The 16,229-nt window shown below is 69.0% G+C and carries 11 protein-coding genes; 5 read left to right on the forward strand and 6 right to left on the reverse strand.

The features are described from left to right. A complete protein-coding gene (locus AC3A6M_RS01480) occupies nucleotides 1-2,043 on the forward strand; it encodes a TonB-dependent receptor (RefSeq protein WP_487850980.1) in 2,043 nt (680 codons plus the stop codon). Nucleotides 2,044-2,055: 12 nt separating this feature from the next. On the opposite strand, the gene AC3A6M_RS01485 is transcribed toward AC3A6M_RS01480, so the two are convergent. Next, nucleotides 2,056-4,554: a CehA/McbA family metallohydrolase gene (locus AC3A6M_RS01485; protein WP_487850981.1), complete on the reverse strand. Its 2,499-nt coding sequence runs from the start codon at nucleotides 4,552-4,554 to the stop codon at nucleotides 2,056-2,058. A 220-nt stretch (nucleotides 4,555-4,774) separates the two neighbouring features. Between AC3A6M_RS01485 and AC3A6M_RS01490 the strand changes: the two genes are divergently transcribed. Continuing rightward, nucleotides 4,775-5,527 carry a 2OG-Fe dioxygenase family protein gene (locus AC3A6M_RS01490; RefSeq protein WP_487850982.1) on the forward strand — a complete coding sequence of 251 codons (753 nt, stop codon included), beginning with the start codon at nucleotides 4,775-4,777 and terminating at the stop codon, nucleotides 5,525-5,527. 279 nt (nucleotides 5,528-5,806) lie between these two features. Here the strand turns inward: AC3A6M_RS01490 and AC3A6M_RS01495 are convergent, their stop codons facing one another. Beyond that, nucleotides 5,807-7,054, reverse strand: coding sequence for a DUF1501 domain-containing protein (locus AC3A6M_RS01495; protein WP_487850983.1), 1,248 nt, complete (start codon nucleotides 7,052-7,054; stop codon nucleotides 5,807-5,809). 20 nt (nucleotides 7,055-7,074) lie between these two features. Then, nucleotides 7,075-8,658 (reverse strand): DUF1800 domain-containing protein, encoded by a 1,584-nt coding sequence (locus AC3A6M_RS01500; RefSeq protein WP_487850984.1) that lies wholly within the window; start codon nucleotides 8,656-8,658, stop codon nucleotides 7,075-7,077. Nucleotides 8,659-8,835: 177 nt separating this feature from the next. Here AC3A6M_RS01500 and AC3A6M_RS01505 point away from each other — a divergent pair, with 177 nt between their 5' ends. Genes AC3A6M_RS01505 through AC3A6M_RS01515 form a run of 3 tightly spaced genes read left to right on the forward strand, consistent with a single transcriptional unit; the run spans nucleotide 8,836 to nucleotide 13,496 of the window. Continuing rightward, complete coding sequence (locus AC3A6M_RS01505) at nucleotides 8,836-9,186, forward strand: DUF3147 family protein (protein ID WP_487850985.1); 351 nt, start codon at nucleotides 8,836-8,838, stop codon at nucleotides 9,184-9,186. 7 nt (nucleotides 9,187-9,193) lie between these two features. Then, the gene (locus tag AC3A6M_RS01510; protein WP_487850986.1) at nucleotides 9,194-10,369 is read left to right on the forward strand and encodes an efflux RND transporter periplasmic adaptor subunit; all 1,176 of its coding nucleotides are present in this window, start codon (nucleotides 9,194-9,196) and stop codon (nucleotides 10,367-10,369) included. 10 nt (nucleotides 10,370-10,379) lie between these two features. After that, entirely contained in the window at nucleotides 10,380-13,496 is a 3,117-nt protein-coding gene (locus AC3A6M_RS01515) for an efflux RND transporter permease subunit (protein ID WP_487850987.1), read from the forward strand. 123 nt (nucleotides 13,497-13,619) lie between these two features. Here the strand turns inward: AC3A6M_RS01515 and AC3A6M_RS01520 are convergent, their stop codons facing one another. Genes AC3A6M_RS01520 through AC3A6M_RS01530 form a run of 3 tightly spaced genes read right to left on the reverse strand, consistent with a single transcriptional unit; the run spans nucleotide 13,620 to nucleotide 16,221 of the window. Next, a complete protein-coding gene (locus AC3A6M_RS01520; RefSeq protein ID WP_487850988.1) occupies nucleotides 13,620-14,774 on the reverse strand; it encodes a HupE/UreJ family protein in 1,155 nt (384 codons plus the stop codon). Continuing rightward, complete coding sequence (locus tag AC3A6M_RS01525) at nucleotides 14,771-15,952, reverse strand: hypothetical protein (RefSeq protein WP_487850989.1); 1,182 nt, start codon at nucleotides 15,950-15,952, stop codon at nucleotides 14,771-14,773. Before AC3A6M_RS01525 ends, AC3A6M_RS01520 begins: the two co-directional genes overlap by 4 nt. After that, on the reverse strand, nucleotides 15,949-16,221 hold the full coding sequence (locus tag AC3A6M_RS01530; RefSeq protein WP_487850990.1) for a hypothetical protein: 273 nt from the start codon (nucleotides 16,219-16,221) through the stop codon (nucleotides 15,949-15,951). The genes AC3A6M_RS01525 and AC3A6M_RS01530 overlap by 4 nt, the downstream gene beginning before the upstream one ends. Between the last annotated feature and the right edge of the window lie 8 nt (nucleotides 16,222-16,229).

The following is a 16,229-nucleotide window of genomic DNA, read 5'->3' on the forward strand; positions in this document are numbered from 1 at the left end:
ATGCCTCTCCGAGTCCTGCCCTGCGCGCTGGCCGCGCTGTCCTCTCCGCTGTTTGCCATTCCTTGCGCCCATGCCGACGACCTGGTGATCCAGCGCGTGCTGGTCGAAGGTGCGCGCGCCAGCCAGCTCGGCATCGCCGAATCCGCGAACGCCGGCAGCGTCAGCCAGAAGGAACTGGAGATGCGCACCATCTACCGCCCCGGCGAGCTGCTGGAAGCGGCGCCCGGCCTGATCGCCAGCCAGCACAGCGGCGAAGGCAAGGCCAACCAGTTCTACCTGCGCGGCTTCAACCTCGACCACGGCACCGACCTCGCGACCTGGGTCGACGACATGCCGGTCAACCAGCGCTCGCACGCCCACGGCCAGGGCTGGACCGACCTGAATTTCCTGATCCCGGAACTGACCGCCCGCCTCGACTACCGCAAGGGGCCGTACTCGGCGCGCGACGGCGACTTCGCCTCGGCCGGCAGCGCCGCGATCACCTATGCCAACCGGCTGGCGCGCGACGTAGCCACCCTGAGCGTCGGGCAGAACGGCTATGCGCGCACGGCGCTGGCGGCCTCGCAGGACGCGGCCGGCGGCGCCCTCACCTACGCGCTGGAACTGCTGCACAACGACGGTCCCTATGTTCATCCGGATGACTATCAAAAGGTGAACGGCGTGCTGCGCTACAGCCGCGGCTATGCCAACAATGGCTGGAGCGTCACGGCGATGGCCTACCACGGGCGCTGGAATGCGACCGACCAGATCCCCGAACGCGCCGTCGGCGACTCAGTGGACAATCAAGGCATCGGGCGCTTCGATGCCATCGACGACAGCGACGGCGGCGAAGCGCGGCGCTACAGCCTGTCGGGCGTGTGGCGGCGCACGGCCGCCGATTCGGCCTCGAAGCTGAATGCCTACATCATCCGCAACCAGCTGGACCTGTGGTCGAACTTCACCTATTTCATGAACGACCCGGTGCATGGCGACCAGTTCGCCCAACCCGACCGCCGCGTCACCGCCGGCGTCAACGCCCAACACACCTGGCATGCCTACCACAGCGATACGCTCACCTCGGACCTGAGCGTCGGCGCACAGGCCCAGAACGACAATATCTTCAATGCGCTGGTCCACACGCAGGCCCGGCAGGTGCTGGACGTGACGCGCCAGGACCACATCGTCGAGACCAGCCGCGCAGCCTGGATCGAGAGCGCGACGCGCTGGGGCGAATCCTTGCGCGGCATCGTCGGCCTGCGCGCCGACGACTACCGCTTCAGGGTCCGCAGCAGCCTGGCCGGCAATTCGGGCAGCGCCGGCGATACCCTGCTCAGCCCTTCGCTGAACCTGGTGTTCGGCCCCTGGAAGAGCAGCGAGCTGTATCTGAACTATGGCCAGGGCTTCCACAGCAACGATGCGCGCGGGGTGATCGCCGGGGCGCCGGGACTGGTGCGCTCGCGCGGCATGGAGATCGGCCTGCGCACGGAAGCGGTTCCGAAGATGCAGACCGCGCTGTCGCTGTACCGCCTGGATTTCGATTCGGAGCTGAGCTACGTCGGCGACGAAGGAACGACCGAGGCCGGGTCGCCGAGCCGGCGCATCGGCATCGAGTTCTCGAACTACTACAAGCCCATGAAATGGCTGTCGATCGACTTCGACGCCGCGTTCGCGCACGCGCGCTCGCGCGGGGTGGCGCCGGGACAGGACCGGATTCCCGGCGCCGTCGAGGGCGTGGGCCAGCTGGCCATCACCGCCAGCCAGCTCGGGAACAACGGCGCCTGGGAAGGCGCGCTGCGCCTGCGCTACTTCGGGCCGCGCCCGCTCATCGAGGACAACAGCGTGCGCTCGCACGCCAGCACCACGCTGAACGGACGCATCGGCTACCGCGTCGCGAAAGACCTGCGGCTGGAGCTGGAAGGCTTCAACCTGGCCAACCGGCGCGTCTCGAGCATCGACTACTACTATGCCTCGCAGCTGCGCGGCGAGCCTGCGCCGCGCGAGGACATCCACTTCCACCCGCTCGAATCGCGCTCGTTCAGGCTCACCCTCGTCAAGAACTGGTAAGCCCCGCTTCAGTCAGTTCACGGTCAGCGTCACGTCGTCGAGCACGAACGAGGTCTGGATCGTCGAGTCTTCCGCACCGACGAAGTAGACCTGCACGGTCTGTCCCTTGTAGGCCGACAGGTCGAAGCTCTTCTGCGAATAACTCGTTCCCTTGTTCAGGTTGGAGTAGGTCGCCAGCGTGGCCAGCACCGTGCCGCTGCTGTTGCGCACCTGGACCTTGAGGGTGTCGTAGGCGGTCGTGGTGGTGGTCTCGTCGGACAGCACCATCAGCCAGAACGCCAAGGTCGCGCTGGTGGCGGTCGAGGGAATCGTCACCTGCTGGTACAGCGTGTCCGTGTGCGTCGCGCCGTAGCCGTCGAGCCAGGCCTTGTAGCTGCCGGCGTGCGCGGCCACCGAGGCATCGTTGGTGATCACGCCGCTGGACGCGGTCCACGATACCGCGCCCGACTCGAAGCCCGGATTCGCCAGCAGCTGCGTGGATGGCGCCGTATTGCTGACGCTGAAGCCGACGGCGCTCGAGGTGGCCACGTTGCCGGCCGCGTCGTAGGCCTTCGCGGTGAGCGTGTGGCTGCCGTTCGCGAGCAGGGTCGAGTCGAGCGTCATCGAATACGCTGCGGTGGTGTCGGTCCCCTTCAGTACGCCGTCCACATAGAACTCGACCTTGGTGACGCCGACGTTGTCGCTGGCCGTGGCCGACAGCGTGATCGTGCCGCTGGTCCCGCTCTCGCTCGCGCTCACGGAAGGCAGCGTGGTGTCGCCGCCGGTGCCGGTCGTTTGCGTGACCCAGATGGGCGCCGACCACAGGCTGTTGCCGTCGTTTTGCGTGACCTTGGCGTAGTAGAAGTGTTCGCCGGTGGCCGGCGTGATCGTCGTGCTGGCGCTGGCCGCCAGCTGGGTGACGGTGCCGTTGCGGCCCGGGACGCCTTCATAGATCACCACCGTGGATGCGGTCTTGCCCGAGGTGCTGGCGAAGTTGGCCACCAGGTTCAGCGGGCCGCTGTTGCTGATGCGTTCGCCCATCACGTGGCCGTTCGCGGTCAGCACCAGTTGCGAAGTCTTGTCCATGGTCGCGAACACGCGGCGCGCGCGCAGCGCTTCGATGAAGCTGGCGTTGCTGAGCGCCGTGCCGTTCGGGATCAGCACGCCGGTGCGGTTGGTGTAGGAGGCGCCCCAGTTGGCGCAATGGTTGTCCTGGTTGGTCGAGAAGGCGACGTGGAAGCCCGCCTCGAGCGCCTTCTTGCAGGCGCCTTCGTAGCTGCTGCGGCTGGTTTCGGTTTCGCTGGTGTTGGTCGAGAAGGCCGAGGTGTTCAGCACTTCGCACAGCACCATCGCCTGGTCGCCGTCGGCCGTGTAGCCGAGCGGGACGCCATTCACCAGGAACTGGCCGGTGGTATCGGGATGGTTGAACTGGCCGATCCAGCCGCGGTTCTTCATCAGGGTGTACAGCGCGGCGTAGTCGCTCTTGGCGGTGTAGGTGTCGCCGATCAGCTGGTTGCCGCTGTTGTATTCCCACTCGAGCAGTTCGCCGGTGTTGAAGATGTTCATGTGGCCGCCGTTGCTGATCACGCCCCACTCCAGGCCGTACACGGCAAGGAAGTTGGGATGGGCGGTGTTGAAGCTGGCGGCCGCCGACAGGCCGGACTGGTAGAGCGACTTGGCGGTGGCCGGGCTGGCCGAGGTGTTGGTCGAGTCCGAGCCGTCGTACATGTGGTTGTGCTCGGACGCCATCAGGATGTCGAGGCCCTTGCCCATCGCGTAGTTCCAGGCGTCGGTCGGACCGTAGGCGCCGGCCTGCGGATTCTGTGCGCCGGTGCACGAGGACAGCACGCCGCCGCCGTCGCTGTGGTTGGTCTGGCTGTGCAGGTTGCCGTAGTAGATCGTGTACGGCAGCGAGCTGGGGGCGGCCACCGATTCGATGGTCGGCGTTCCCTGCGCCGTGCTTTTGGCCCCCTTTGCCGGCGCGCCTGCGCCGGCGCGGGTGGGCAGCGCGCCGAATGCCGGCATCGGCGCCGTGTCGGGCTCGCCGACCACGATGTCCCAGGATTGCTCGATACGCTCGCCCTCTTGCGCATCGACCAGCCGGTCCACGTCCTCGCCGGACAGCGCGGTCCGCGAACGCGCATCCGACGGATTCGCCACCGCGACCAGCCGCACCTGGTAGACGCCATCGCGCAGGGCCGGATCATTGGCGCGGCCGGTCCAGCCGACCTTGACCTCGACCGGTTTGCCGGACAGGCGCTCGGTGCCGCGCCAGCTCTGGATCACGCGCTGCGCCGGGTCGAGCAGCTCGAGCCGCCATGCCACGTCCTGCGCCTGGCGCACGAAGGGATAGCTGAACTGGAGCGTGAAGGTGCGGCCTTCCTGGGCCGCCTGTGCAGTGTACGGGGCGTGCAGGGTCGCCTCGAATTCGCGATGATCCTGCTCCGACGCAAAAACCGCATGGCTGGCGCCGAGCGCCAGGCTCAGCATCAGGGCGAATGACGAGGACTTCTTGACGTGAACGCGGCGCATAGGTCTCCTGTTTTCATCATGTGGAAGATACAAAGATTGACGAATATGTATGACACAAAGATGACAAACAAGCACCGCGTATGTACGACAATCTGGCTGTTGCGAAACAGTTGAAATTTTATTCGTGGTGCGTAGCGCGCTTCCGGATGACATCGGATGGCGCCGGATGTCGATGGCCTGTGGCAACACGGCCACTTTCAAAAAGTGCTACGCTAAGAGGATGACTACACCGCAACCACCCTATACCGACCCGTCGCGCATCGTCGATGCGCTGCGTACGGACGGCTATGCCCTGCTGCGTCCGCAAGATGTGGCAGGCCTGGCCGGCTGCTCCCTCGACGACCTGCAGGCCCTGGCGCCGAGCTGGGACCGGCTGGAACTCGACAACTACCTGAAGGACGGCGGCCGCTACCGGCGCCGGCGCCACTCCTGCTTCGTCGACGACGGCGCTGCGCTGACCCAGAGCCCGCACCGCGCGCACTGGCAGCCGGTCGAGTACAACGCCCTGCACGGCGGCATGCACCGCCTGTTCGTGCCGATCGAGCCGGGAACCGTCGAACAGCCGGCCTGGAACCGGCTGCTGCGCGCACTCGGCGCGGTGTGCTCCGACGTGAAGGGCGCGCAGACCTGGTATGTCGAGGCACACCAGTTCCGCATCGACACCGCCGACGGCATCGGCCGTCCGACCCCGGAAGGCGCGCACCGCGACGGCGTCGACTTCGTCGCCGTGATCCTGATCGGGCGCGAGAACATCAAGGGCGGCGAGACCCGCGTGTTCGAAGCAGACGGACCGAAAGGCCAGCGCTTCACCATGCTCGAACCCTGGACCATGCTGCTGCTCGACGACGCGGCCGTGATCCACGAGTCGACGCCGATCCAGCCGCTGGGCGAGCATGGGCACCGCGATACGCTCGTTCTTACCTGGCGGGCCGGGGCGTTCCAGGGGGATGATGCCGAGCTGACCGGCGCCTAGGCGGCCGGGCGCCTAACCGTCGCCCCCGCAAAGGCGGGGGCCCAAGTTTGCGCGCGTATCGAGAACGCAAAAAGAACTTGGGGGGAAGTTGTTTCCGGCAGTGCCGGGAACGACGAGCGGATAAAAAAAAGCCCGCAACCTTGCGGAGCGGGCGGAATCCAGGTTTCGGAGAAAACTGGAGGAGACAGTTCCACTATAGCGCACAATTATTGTGCACTGCAATACGGTAGAACTACGATAGCGCGTTGACCCCGCCCCCGAGTGGGAGCGCTCCTACATTCAGCTGCGCAGCAGACGGAAGGCCGGCGATTTTTGCGGCATCGCAGGAAAGACCTGGGCCAGCTGCTTATCGTCCAACAGCAAATGCCGTTCGGCGACCTGCGCCAGCACCGAACGGAAATCGGTCGTGACCGGCAAATCCCTGCCTTCGTTCAGCGCGGCCTCTTCCAGGCCCTGCCAGTCGCCGACCACCCGGCCGCCATCGACCTTCCCGCCCAGTACCCACATCACATTGCCGTGGCCATGGTCGGTGCCGCCGGTGCCGTTCTCGCGCGCGGTGCGGCCGAACTCCGACATCACCACCACCACGGTGTCGTCGAACAGGCTGCCGAGGCGCTGGGCCAGCACCGCCAGTCCCTGGCCCAGCGGCGCCAGGCGGTTCGCCAGCTGGCCGGTGCCGGCGCCCTGCGCCACGTGGGTATCCCAGCCGCCCAGCGCGACGAAGGCCAGCTGGATCTTCGGATCGTTGCGCATCAGCGCCGCCAGGCGCGCCGCGTCGTCGGGGAAGCCGTTCGGCAGCGGCGCGCCGCGGTCGGCCATTTCCATCTGCGGCGTCCCGGCGGCGGCCATCATCACTTCGCGGTGCGCCTTGCGGCCGTCGTCATACGCGCGGCCGAAGCGCGGATGACCCGCGTACAGCTGGTCGAAGGCGGCGCCGAGCGCGGGACGGTCGAGGATGTCGGCGCGCGTCGCCGAGGCCACGTTCGGCAGGTTGACCGCGGCGGCCTGGCCGGCCAGGATGCGCGGCATCACCGGCCCGATGCCCAGCAGGCGGCTCGGCGTGGGCGTGCCCGGCAGGGTGGCGACCAGGCGGTTCATCCAGCCGTCCGGCGTGCTCTTGCGGCCGGGCGTGGCCGATTCCATGTAGTCCTGGGCATCGAAGTGCGAGCGGGTGGCGTCCGGCGAACCGCTGGCGTGGACGAAGGCCAGCTTCTTCTGCTGCCACAGCGGCTGCAGGCTGGCCAGCGCCGGGTGCAGGCCGAAGTAGCCGTCCAGGTCGAGCGCCCCGTTCTCCATGCCCGGGCTGGCCAGGCCGATGCCGGGACGCAGGCGCAGGTAGTTCTGGTCGCCCACCGGCGCCACCACGTTCAGCCCATCCACCGCGCCGCGCAGCATCACCACCACCAGCTTCTTGCGGGTTGCCTCCGCGCCGGTGGCGATGCTGGTGGCGGCCCAGGCGTGGCGGCCCAGCGGCAGTACGATGCCGGCGCCCAGCGCCAGCGTATTCAGGAAATCCCTGCGTTGCATCGTTGTCTCCCTGGACGCTCTCAGTGCTGCATGAAGTCGGGGCTGCCCAGCACCATCGCGGCGCGCAGACCGTCCGGATGGCGCGCGACGGTGTCGAGTGTGGCCGGCGACAGCGCGCCCGCCAGCGTGGCCTGCAACGCGGCCGGATCGAGCGGCACCGGCGGTTGCATTGGCGAAGGCGGCGGCGCTGCCGGCGGCATGAACATCGCCGGGGAAGCATCGCTGCCGGCCAGGTTCTGCATCGGCTCCGGCGGAGCCTGCGGCGCGGGCACCGGAGCGGTCGCCAGCGGCAGCCGGCCCTGGGCCAGCGCGGTGGCGAAGGCGATGCGGCGCGTCAGCGCGTCCGGGTTCAACCAGGCATCCTGGATGTTCTTGTAGCCGTCCGGGGTCTGGCAGCCGTACAGCGGCATGCCGAGCTGGTTCATGGCGTTCACCAGCGGTCCCACGTTCGCCAGCGGCGTGCCGCTGGCGCGCACGGCCGAGACCACGAACTGGTAGGGTGTCTTGAACTTGGCGCCGGCCGCCGCGCTGTCCATGAATTCGCTGCTGGCGAACAGGGTCTTGAGCACGGCGCGGATGTCGCCCTGGCTGGCCAGCCAGGTGCGGGACATGCGCTCGACCAGGCCTGGGGGCGGCGCATCGCTGACGAAGTACTGGGCCAGCTGGTAGCTGACGTGGCGTGCGGTGGCCGGGTGCATGGCCAGCACGTCGAGCGCGTACTCGCCCTCGGCCTGGCCACCCGGTGCGATCTCCTGCCCGAGCCAGGTCTTGGCGCCCTTGTCATGGCGTCCGGCGTCGAAACGGAAGGTCTCGCCATTGCGCACCAGGCGGCGCTGGTCGAAGGTCCAGCCGGTCAGCATGCGCGCCAGTTCCGTCACGTCGTGCTGGGTATAGCCGCCGTCCACGCCCAAGGTGTGCAGCTCCATCAGCTCGCGCGCATAGTTCTCGTTCAGGCCCTCGCTTCTATTTTTTCCTCGCCCCCTGGCGTTCGGCTGGGGCACCGAGGACACCACGTTATCGAGATAGAACAGCATCGCCGGATGCCTGGCGGTGGCGCCCAGCAGCGCACGGAAGGAGCCCAGCGCATGCGGGCGGATGGCGTCGCGCTCGTAGCTGGCGACCAGGGCGCGGTCGATGCCCTTGCCGGCGAAGACGTTGAAATGGTTGTACCAGAAGTCGACCATCACTTCCTCGAGCTGGCGCGGGCTCTCGGCCGCGCGCACCAGGCGCGCCTCGGCCGCCTCGCGCGCCGCGCGTCCCTGCTCGATGCGGCGGCGCTGCTTCGCGCCCTCCTCCTCGTTGCGCACCTCCCTGCGCAGTTCGAGGTAGCGGCCCAGGGAGTCGCCGGCGCTGCGCCCGACGGTCTCGAGCGCGTCCAGGCGCGCGCTCAATGCCGGTGGCATCGGGATGGCTTCGGGATGCAGCTGCTCGTCGATGTACTGCTGCACGCCGATGCGCTCGACGCGCTCGACGTCGCCCAGGCGCGGGCCGAAGGCCAGGCGGTTCAGCACGTGTACCGCCTGCTGCCGGGGGGCCAGCGGCGCCGCATGGAGGACCGGCGCCAGCACGAGGGCGGCCAGGATGAGGAGCGAAGGACGGGTCATGGGTGGACACTCCAGCAGTGATCGAACAGATAAGTTCCGCTGCACAGTCTAGTAATGGATACCCCTTTGCAAAAGTAAGCATTTGTAACAGCCGCCGGTACATACGTGACGGGGCCGGCGCGTCCCCTTTGCTACACTGTCGGGGTTCCGCACCATCCACCCAAGCCTGCTCCGTTCATGATCTGGATCCTGACCAAATACCTGCTTACCGCTCTCGTCGTCGTCCTGGTATCCGAAGCCGCGGCGCGCAGCGACCGCCTGGGCGGCCTGATCGGCGCACTGCCGATGATCACCATCCTGACCCTGGTCTGGCTGCACCTGGAAAAGCAGCCGTCCGCGAAGATCGCCAACCATGCCTGGTACACGCTCTGGTACGTGCTGCCGACGCTGCCGATGTTCGCCGCCTTTCCCTTCCTGATGGAGCGCTTCGGCTTCTGGCCCGCGCTGGGCGCCGGGGTGCTGATCACCCTGTGCAGCTTCGCCCTGTTCGCCCTGCTGATGAAACGCTTCGGCATCCACCTTCTCTGAGCCTCCGATGCAGACACCTCCCCGCCCGTTCCGCGCCATCCTCGCCGTCCTGTTTCCCGCCCTGCTGCTGGCCGGCGTGTTCGCCGCCGCCAGCCGCGCCGACGACAAGAAGGCCGCAGGGCCGGCGACGACGCCCGCGCTCACCGTGACCACGGCGCGTCCCGCCACCGCGCGCCTGCCGCTGCTGCTGGCCGCCAACGGCAACGTCGCCGCCTGGCAGGAAGCCGTGATCGGCAGCGAATCGAACGGCCTGCGCCTGCGCGAAGTGCGCGTCAACGTGGGCGACGTCGTCAGGAAGGGCCAGGTGCTGGCCGTGTTCGATGCCGACCCGGTCAACGCCGACCTGGCCCAGGCCAGGGCCGCGCTGCAGGAGGCCGAAGCGAATGCGGCCGCCGCCCGGGCGGACGCCCAGCGCGCCCGCGCCCTGCAAAGCTCGGGCGCCATGAGCGAGCAGCAGGTCACCCAATACCTGACGGCCGAGCGCACCGCCGCGGCGCGGGTGGCGGCCGCGCGCGCCACGCTGTCGCAGCAGCAGCTGCGCCTGAAATACACGCAAGTGGTCGCGCCCGACAGCGGCATCGTCTCGGCGCGCAGCGCCACCGTCGGCGCGGTCGCGGGCGTGGGCGCCGAATTGTTCCGCATGATCCGCCAGGGCCGCCTGGAGTGGCGGGCCGAGATCACGTCCGCCGAACTGCCGCGCATGAAACCCGGCCTGAAGGCCCAGGTCAAGACCGCCAGCGGCGCGCTGGTGACCGGCACGGTGCGCACGGTGGCGCCGACCGTCGATCCGCAGACCCGGGTGGCCCTGGTCTACGTCGACCTGCCGCCCAGCCTGTCGCCGTCCGCGCCGCTCAAGGCGGGGATGTTCGCCGGCGGCCAGTTCGAACTGGGCGAATCGAGCGCGCTGACGGTGCCGCAGCAGGCGATCGCGGTGCGCGACGGCTTCTCCTACGTGTTCCGCCTCAATCCGGGCAAAGGCGCGGACAATCGCGTCAGCCAGGTCAAGGTCACGACCGGGCGCCGGCTCGGCGAGCGGGTCGAGGTGGTGGCCGGACTGCCGGCCGATGCGCTGGTGGTGGTCAGCGGCGCCGGCTTCCTGAACGATGGGGATTTGGTACGACAGGTACCAAATCCGGTGCGCGCCTCACCGGCGCCGGCAACCGCGCCGGTAGCCGCGCGCTGAAGGGGCTGCAATGAATTTCTCGGCCCTCTCGATCCGCAATCCGATCCCGGCGATCATGCTGTTCGCCCTGCTCACCCTGGCCGGCATCCTGGCCTTCAGGGCGAATAAAGTGCAGGACTTCCCGGACATCGAACTGCCCATCGTGACCGTCACCGCCACCCTCGACGGCGCCGCCCCGGCCCAGCTCGAGACCGAGGTCGCGCGCAAGATCGAGGATTCGGTCGCGACCCTGCAAGGGATCAAGAACATCTACACGCGGGTGCTGGACGGCGTCGCCACCATCACCGTCGAATTCGTCCTCGAGAAGGACCTGTCGGACGCGGTCAACGACGTGCGCGACGCCGTCGCGCGCGTGCGCGCCGACCTGCCGGCCGAGATGCGCGACCCCAGCGTGACCAAGACCACCACCGCCGGCCGCGTGGTGCTGACCTTCACCGCCGAGGCGGCGCAGGCCAACGGCAGGCCGGCGCTGGACGCCCCCGACCTCAGCTGGTTCGTCGACAACACGGTCGCCAAGCGCCTGCTCAGCGTGCCGGGCGTGGGCGCGGTCAAGCGCGTGGGCGGCGTCTACCGCGAAGTGCGGGTCGAGCTCGACGACGCACGGATGGCGGCGCTGCGGGTATCGGCGCTGGACGTCTCGCGCATGCTGCGCAACGTGCAGCGCGAGGAGCCCGGCGGACGCGGCGACGTCAGCGGCGCCGAGCAGTCGGTGCGCACCCTGGCCACCGTGCAGACAGCGCAGGAACTGGCGCGCATGGAGATCCCGTTGCCGGACGGCCGCCACGTGACGCTGAGCGAGATCGCGAAGGTCTCGGACACGGTGGCCGAGCCGCGCGCCGTCGCCGAGCAGGATGGCCGCACCGTGGTCGGCTTCGAGATCTTCCGCACCCGCGGCGCCGGCGAGACCGAGGTCGCGGCAGGCGCGCGCGCGGCCATGCGCGAGCTGCAGGCGAAGCACGCCAACGTGGTGCTGCGCGAAGTGATCGACAACGCCCGGCCGGTCGAGGAAAACTTCGACGCCTCGATGGAGATGCTGTGGGAAGGCGCGATCCTGGCGGTGCTGGTGGTGCTGTGGTTCCTGCGCGACTGGCGCGCCACCATCGTCGCCGCCGCCGCCCTGCCGCTGTCGGTGATCCCGGCCTTCCTCGGTCAGTACCTGTTCGGCTACACGCTCAATATGGTGACGCTGCTGTCGCTGGCCCTGGTGGTGGGCGTGCTGGTCGACGATGCGATCGTCGAGATCGAGAACATCTCGCGGCACCTGAGGATGGGCAAGAGCCCGATGCAGGCCGCGCTCGAAGCGGCCGACGAGATCGGCATGGCGGTGATCGCGACCACGTTCTCGCTGGTCGCCGTGTTCCTGCCGACCGCCTTCATGAGCGGCATCCCCGGCAAGTTCTTCAAGCAGTTCGGCTGGACCGCGGTGCTGGCCATCCTCGCCTCGCTGCTGGTGGCGCGCCTGCTGACGCCGATGATGGCGGCCTACTTCCTGAAGCCGGCCAAACATGGCGAGGAAAAGGACGGTCCCATCATGCGGCGCTACATGCGCACCATGCAGTGGTGCCTGCGCCACCGCGGCCTGACGATGCTCGCGGCGGCCCTGTTCTTCGGCCTCTCGATCTCGCTCATCCGCTTCCTGCCGACCGGCTTCGTGCCGGCCGGCGACCGCGCCCAGACCCAGATCAACGTCGAGCTGCCGCCCGGCTCGACCCTGGCGCAGACGCGCGCCGTGGCCGAGCAGGTGCGCCTGGCCGCGCTGCAGGTCCCGCACATCAAGACCGTGTTCAGCTCGATCGGCGGCGGCTCCAGCGGCGACGCCTTCGCCCCCGGCGCGGCGGCCGAGGCCCGGCGCGCCGTGCTGACCCTCACCACCGTGCACCGCGACGAGCGCAAGGAATCGCTGGCCGCCATCGAGTCGCGCCTGCGCGCGAAGCTGGCCGACATCCCGGGCGCGCGCTTCACGGTCGGCCCGCCGGAAACCGGCATCAAGATGCAGCTGGTGCTGCGCAGCGAGGACGCGGCGGCGCTGACGGCCGCCGCGCGCCAGGCCGAGCGCGAACTGCGCACCCTGCAGGGGATCGGCAACGTCAGCTCCAGCGCCTCGCTGGTGCGGCCCGAGATCATCGTGCGTCCCGACTTCGCGCGCGCGGCCGACCTGGGCGTGACCGCGGCCAGCATCGGCGAGACCGTGCGCGTGGCCACCGCGGGCGACTACGACCAGGTGCTGGCGAAGATGAACGTGTCCGAGCGCCAGGTGCCGATCCGCGTGAAGCTGCCCGATGCGGTGCGCGCCGACCTCGACGCCATCGGCCGCCTGACGGTGCCGGGCAAGAACGGGCCGGTACTCCTCGCGAACGTGGCCGACATCACGATGGAAAGCGGTCCGGCCCAGATCGACCGCCTGAACCGCAGCCGCAACGTGACCCTGGAAGTGGAACTGAACGGGCGCTCGCTGGGCGAAGTGAACGCCGAGGCGCGCGCCCTGCCCGCCTTGCGCAACCTGCCGGCCTCGGTACAGATCGCCGAACTGGGCGACGCCCAGGAAATGCAGAACCTGTTCGCCAGCTTCGGCATCGCGATGGCGATCGGCGTGCTGTGCATCTATGGCGTGCTGGTGCTGCTGTTCACCGACTTCCTGCAGCCAGTGACCATCCTGGCGGCGCTGCCGCTGTCGATCGGCGGCGCCTTCGTGGCGCTGCTGCTGACGCATAACGCGCTGTCGATGCCGACCATGATCGGCCTGATCATGCTGATGGGGATCGTGACCAAGAACTCGATCCTGCTGGTCGACTACGCGATCCTGGCGCGGAAAGCCGGCATGAACCGCTTCGACGCCCTGGTCGACGCCTGCCACAAGCGCTCGCGTCCGATCGTCATGACCACGATCGCGATGGGCGCCGGCATGCTGCCGCTGGCCCTCGGCCTGTCCGGCGACCCCAGCTTCCGTTCACCGATGGCGGTGGCCGTGATCGGCGGCCTGATCACGTCGACGCTTTTGAGTTTGCTGGTGGTGCCGGCGGTGTTTACTTATGTGGACGATGCCGAGCACTGGTTCGGGCGGATGGGGAAGAGGTTGCGGAAGCATCCGCAGCATCCGGCGCGGAGTGAGGAAAGCGCGATTAAATAAGTTAGCCTGTCAACGTCGTCCCCGCGAAGGCGGGGACCCAAGTTTGCTGGCGCTATCGTGACGCATGCAGAACTTGGGCCCCCGCCTTCGCGGGGGCGACGGTTGGTTGGGGGGCGACGGTTTTTATGCCAACAACTTCACATCCAACCCCCGCTCCGCCAGCCAGGCCAGCGCCAGCAGCGCAATCATGCACGACCCCGCCCCGAGAATCCCGCGCCGGTACACCACCGTATTCCGCACCAGGAAAGCCAGCGGCAAGAACAAGGCCACGATCGCGATCTGCCCGACCTCGACCCCGGCGTTGAAGCCGACCAGCGACAGCAGCAGGGCACTCTTCGGCAGGCCCAGGTCGAGCAGCACGCTGGCGAAGCCGAAGCCGTGGATCAGGCCGAATGCAAAGGCGACCAGCGCGCGCCGGCCGTGGAACAGCGGCCACAGGTTGTTCAGCGCGGCCAGCACCACCGAGGCGGCGATCGCCGACTCGACCAGCCGCGACGGCAGCGCCACCATGCCCAAGGTCGCCAGGGTCAGCGTGATCGAGTGCGCCAGCGTGAAGGCGGTGACGATCTTCAGCACGTCGAGCGCGGCGGCGCGGAAGGTGCTCCTGCCCTGCCACCGGCGGTCCCGGTAGTCCAGCACCGCGGGCAGCAGCAGCGACAGCAGGAACAGGATGTGGTCGAAGCCGATCCAGATGTGCCAGATGCCGTGCCGCACGTAGTCGCCGAACTGGCGCCAGCCGGAGGCGTCAAGCACGCGCAGCGCCTGGCGTGCGCTGTCGGGCGCGAAGATCGCGGTCGAGACCTGGCCCCCATGCCGCAACTGGAGCAGTCCCTTGTGCTGCGGGTCGATGTCGAACAGCAGGCGGTAGTCGAGGTCGAGGGTGTCGATGGCGCCGCCGCAATCGGCGTGAAGGCGCAGCACGGCATAGGCGCCGTCGCTGTGGTCGTCGAGCAGCTGTTCGGTGACGCGCAGCGGGCAGGCGGCGCCGGCGCTGGCCAGCTTCAGGCGCGCCAGCGCATACGCGGCGATCGCATCGTGGCGCGCGCGCACTTCGTTCCAGGTCAGCTCGCCGTTGCCGTCCTGGTCGAGGCCGATCGCCATTTCCAGGTCGCGCAAGGCGATGTCCCATTGTCCGTCGACCTGGCCGCCCTGCTTGACGTCGAGCGTGAGGTAGCTGTCGCTCGGCTTGTGGGCCTGGGCCGGCATCGCCAGCAGAGCCGTCAGCAAAGCCGCAAGCAACCGAGCCGCCAGCAGGCGGTAACGGAAGAGCGCGATCATGCCGCCACCTTCAGGCGGGCGGCGGTCGCGGCGATGCGGCGGTCTTCGATGCGCGAGCTTTGCAGCCAGTCGCGCACCATCCCGGCCGCTTCCGCATCGCCGCTGGCGACGGCGCAATCGGCCAGGATCCGCAAGTCGGCCGGCTCCTTCTGCACCTGCCAGTTGGCCTTGGCCAGCCGCACGGCCGCGGCCGGGTCGTGGCGCAGCGCGAGTTCGAAGCGCGCCTGTTCGCGCTGGTGCACGGTGTCGCCGCGCAGCATCGCGGCATCGAAGCGCACGCGCAGGGCCGCGGTCTGCGGCGCCGCTTCCGGCGATCCGGTCGCCTGCAGCGCCAGTGCGTAGCGCAGCAGGAGCGCATCGACCCGGGTCTTGTCCTTCAACAGGCGCACCACTTCCGGCGCGCGGCCATGGTCGAGCAGGAAATCGGACCAGGCGCCCAGCAGGTAGCTGTCGGGCTGCCCGGCTGCGAGGGCCTGGCGGAAATGCGCTTCGGCGCCGGCGGCGTCGCCCATGCGTTCCGCCATCTCGGCCAGCAGGGTCTCCACCCAAACCCGGATGCCGGGCGCATCGAGCGGATGGCGGGTTTGCGCCTCCAGCAGCTGGCGATAGCTGGCGGCGGCCTGGCCGCTGACGCTGCCGACATTCGACAGGCAGGTCTGCACCACCAGCGCGGGCGCGCGCGAGTACAGGCGCATGCAGCTGGCGCGCGCGCCGCGCAGGTCGCCGCTCACCATCTGCACGGTGGCGCGGGTCAGCCAGGCCTGCACATTGCCGCTGTCGCGCCGCAGCGCCGCGTCGAGGTCGGCCAGGGCGGCCGGGAACTGGTGGGTGCTCTGGCGCAGCGTGGCGCGCAGCACCAGCACCTCGTCCGGCGGCGCGTCCTGCTTCCACCATGGCGCCAGCGCCGCCTGGGCATAGCCGAGGTAGCGCGGATCGCCATCGATGCGGGCCTGCTCGATGTAGCGCCGGGCCAGCGCACCCGCAAGCCGCACATCGTCCGGCCTGGCGCCGAGTTCGGCGCGCAGCCGGCCCAGTTCGCGCTGGGCCGGATCGCTGCGGCTGGGCAGCCGCTCGACGACCCGGTTGCCGTCGGCCGGGATGTGCGGCGCCGCCAGGGCCGCCCCGCCGGCCATCAGCAGCGCGAAGGCCAGTACCGGGCCGCGCGCTGTTCCCCTCACGAGCCGGGCACCGGCAAGGGCTCGGTGTCCTCCGGCGCGGTGACGCTGACGCCGTCGGTCGAGAGCGGTTCCGCGCTGTCGCTCTGGGTCGCCACCTGCTGCGACACATAGGCGATGAAGGCGTCGGTCGCCACCGGCGGCGGCGGCGTTTCCGTCACGGGCGGCGGGCGGTCGTCGTCATTGTGGTGGCAGGCGCCCAGCAGGGCCGCCAGCGCCACCAGGGCCAGCGCCGCGAACGGACGGCGCGCCATGGTCTGGAGCTTGGTCATGGTGTCCT

The organism is Telluria sp. Soil_C_11 (assembly GCF_057657395.1).

Coding starts and splice junctions, on each gene's coding strand:
- AC3A6M_RS01480 (WP_487850980.1), top strand. CDS start 1: ATGCCTCTCCGAGTCCTGCCCTGCGCGCTGGCCGCGCTGTCCTCTCCG.
- AC3A6M_RS01485 (WP_487850981.1), bottom strand. CDS start 4,554: ATGCGCCGCGTTCACGTCAAGAAGTCCTCGTCATTCGCCCTGATGCTG.
- AC3A6M_RS01495 (WP_487850983.1), bottom strand. CDS start 7,054: ATGCAACGCAGGGATTTCCTGAATACGCTGGCGCTGGGCGCCGGCATC.
- AC3A6M_RS01490 (WP_487850982.1), top strand. CDS start 4,775: ATGACTACACCGCAACCACCCTATACCGACCCGTCGCGCATCGTCGAT.
- AC3A6M_RS01510 (WP_487850986.1), top strand. CDS start 9,194: ATGCAGACACCTCCCCGCCCGTTCCGCGCCATCCTCGCCGTCCTGTTT.
- AC3A6M_RS01515 (WP_487850987.1), top strand. CDS start 10,380: ATGAATTTCTCGGCCCTCTCGATCCGCAATCCGATCCCGGCGATCATG.
- AC3A6M_RS01500 (WP_487850984.1), bottom strand. CDS start 8,658: ATGACCCGTCCTTCGCTCCTCATCCTGGCCGCCCTCGTGCTGGCGCCG.
- AC3A6M_RS01530 (WP_487850990.1), bottom strand. CDS start 16,221: ATGACCAAGCTCCAGACCATGGCGCGCCGTCCGTTCGCGGCGCTGGCC.
- AC3A6M_RS01520 (WP_487850988.1), bottom strand. CDS start 14,774: ATGATCGCGCTCTTCCGTTACCGCCTGCTGGCGGCTCGGTTGCTTGCG.
- AC3A6M_RS01505 (WP_487850985.1), top strand. CDS start 8,836: ATGATCTGGATCCTGACCAAATACCTGCTTACCGCTCTCGTCGTCGTC.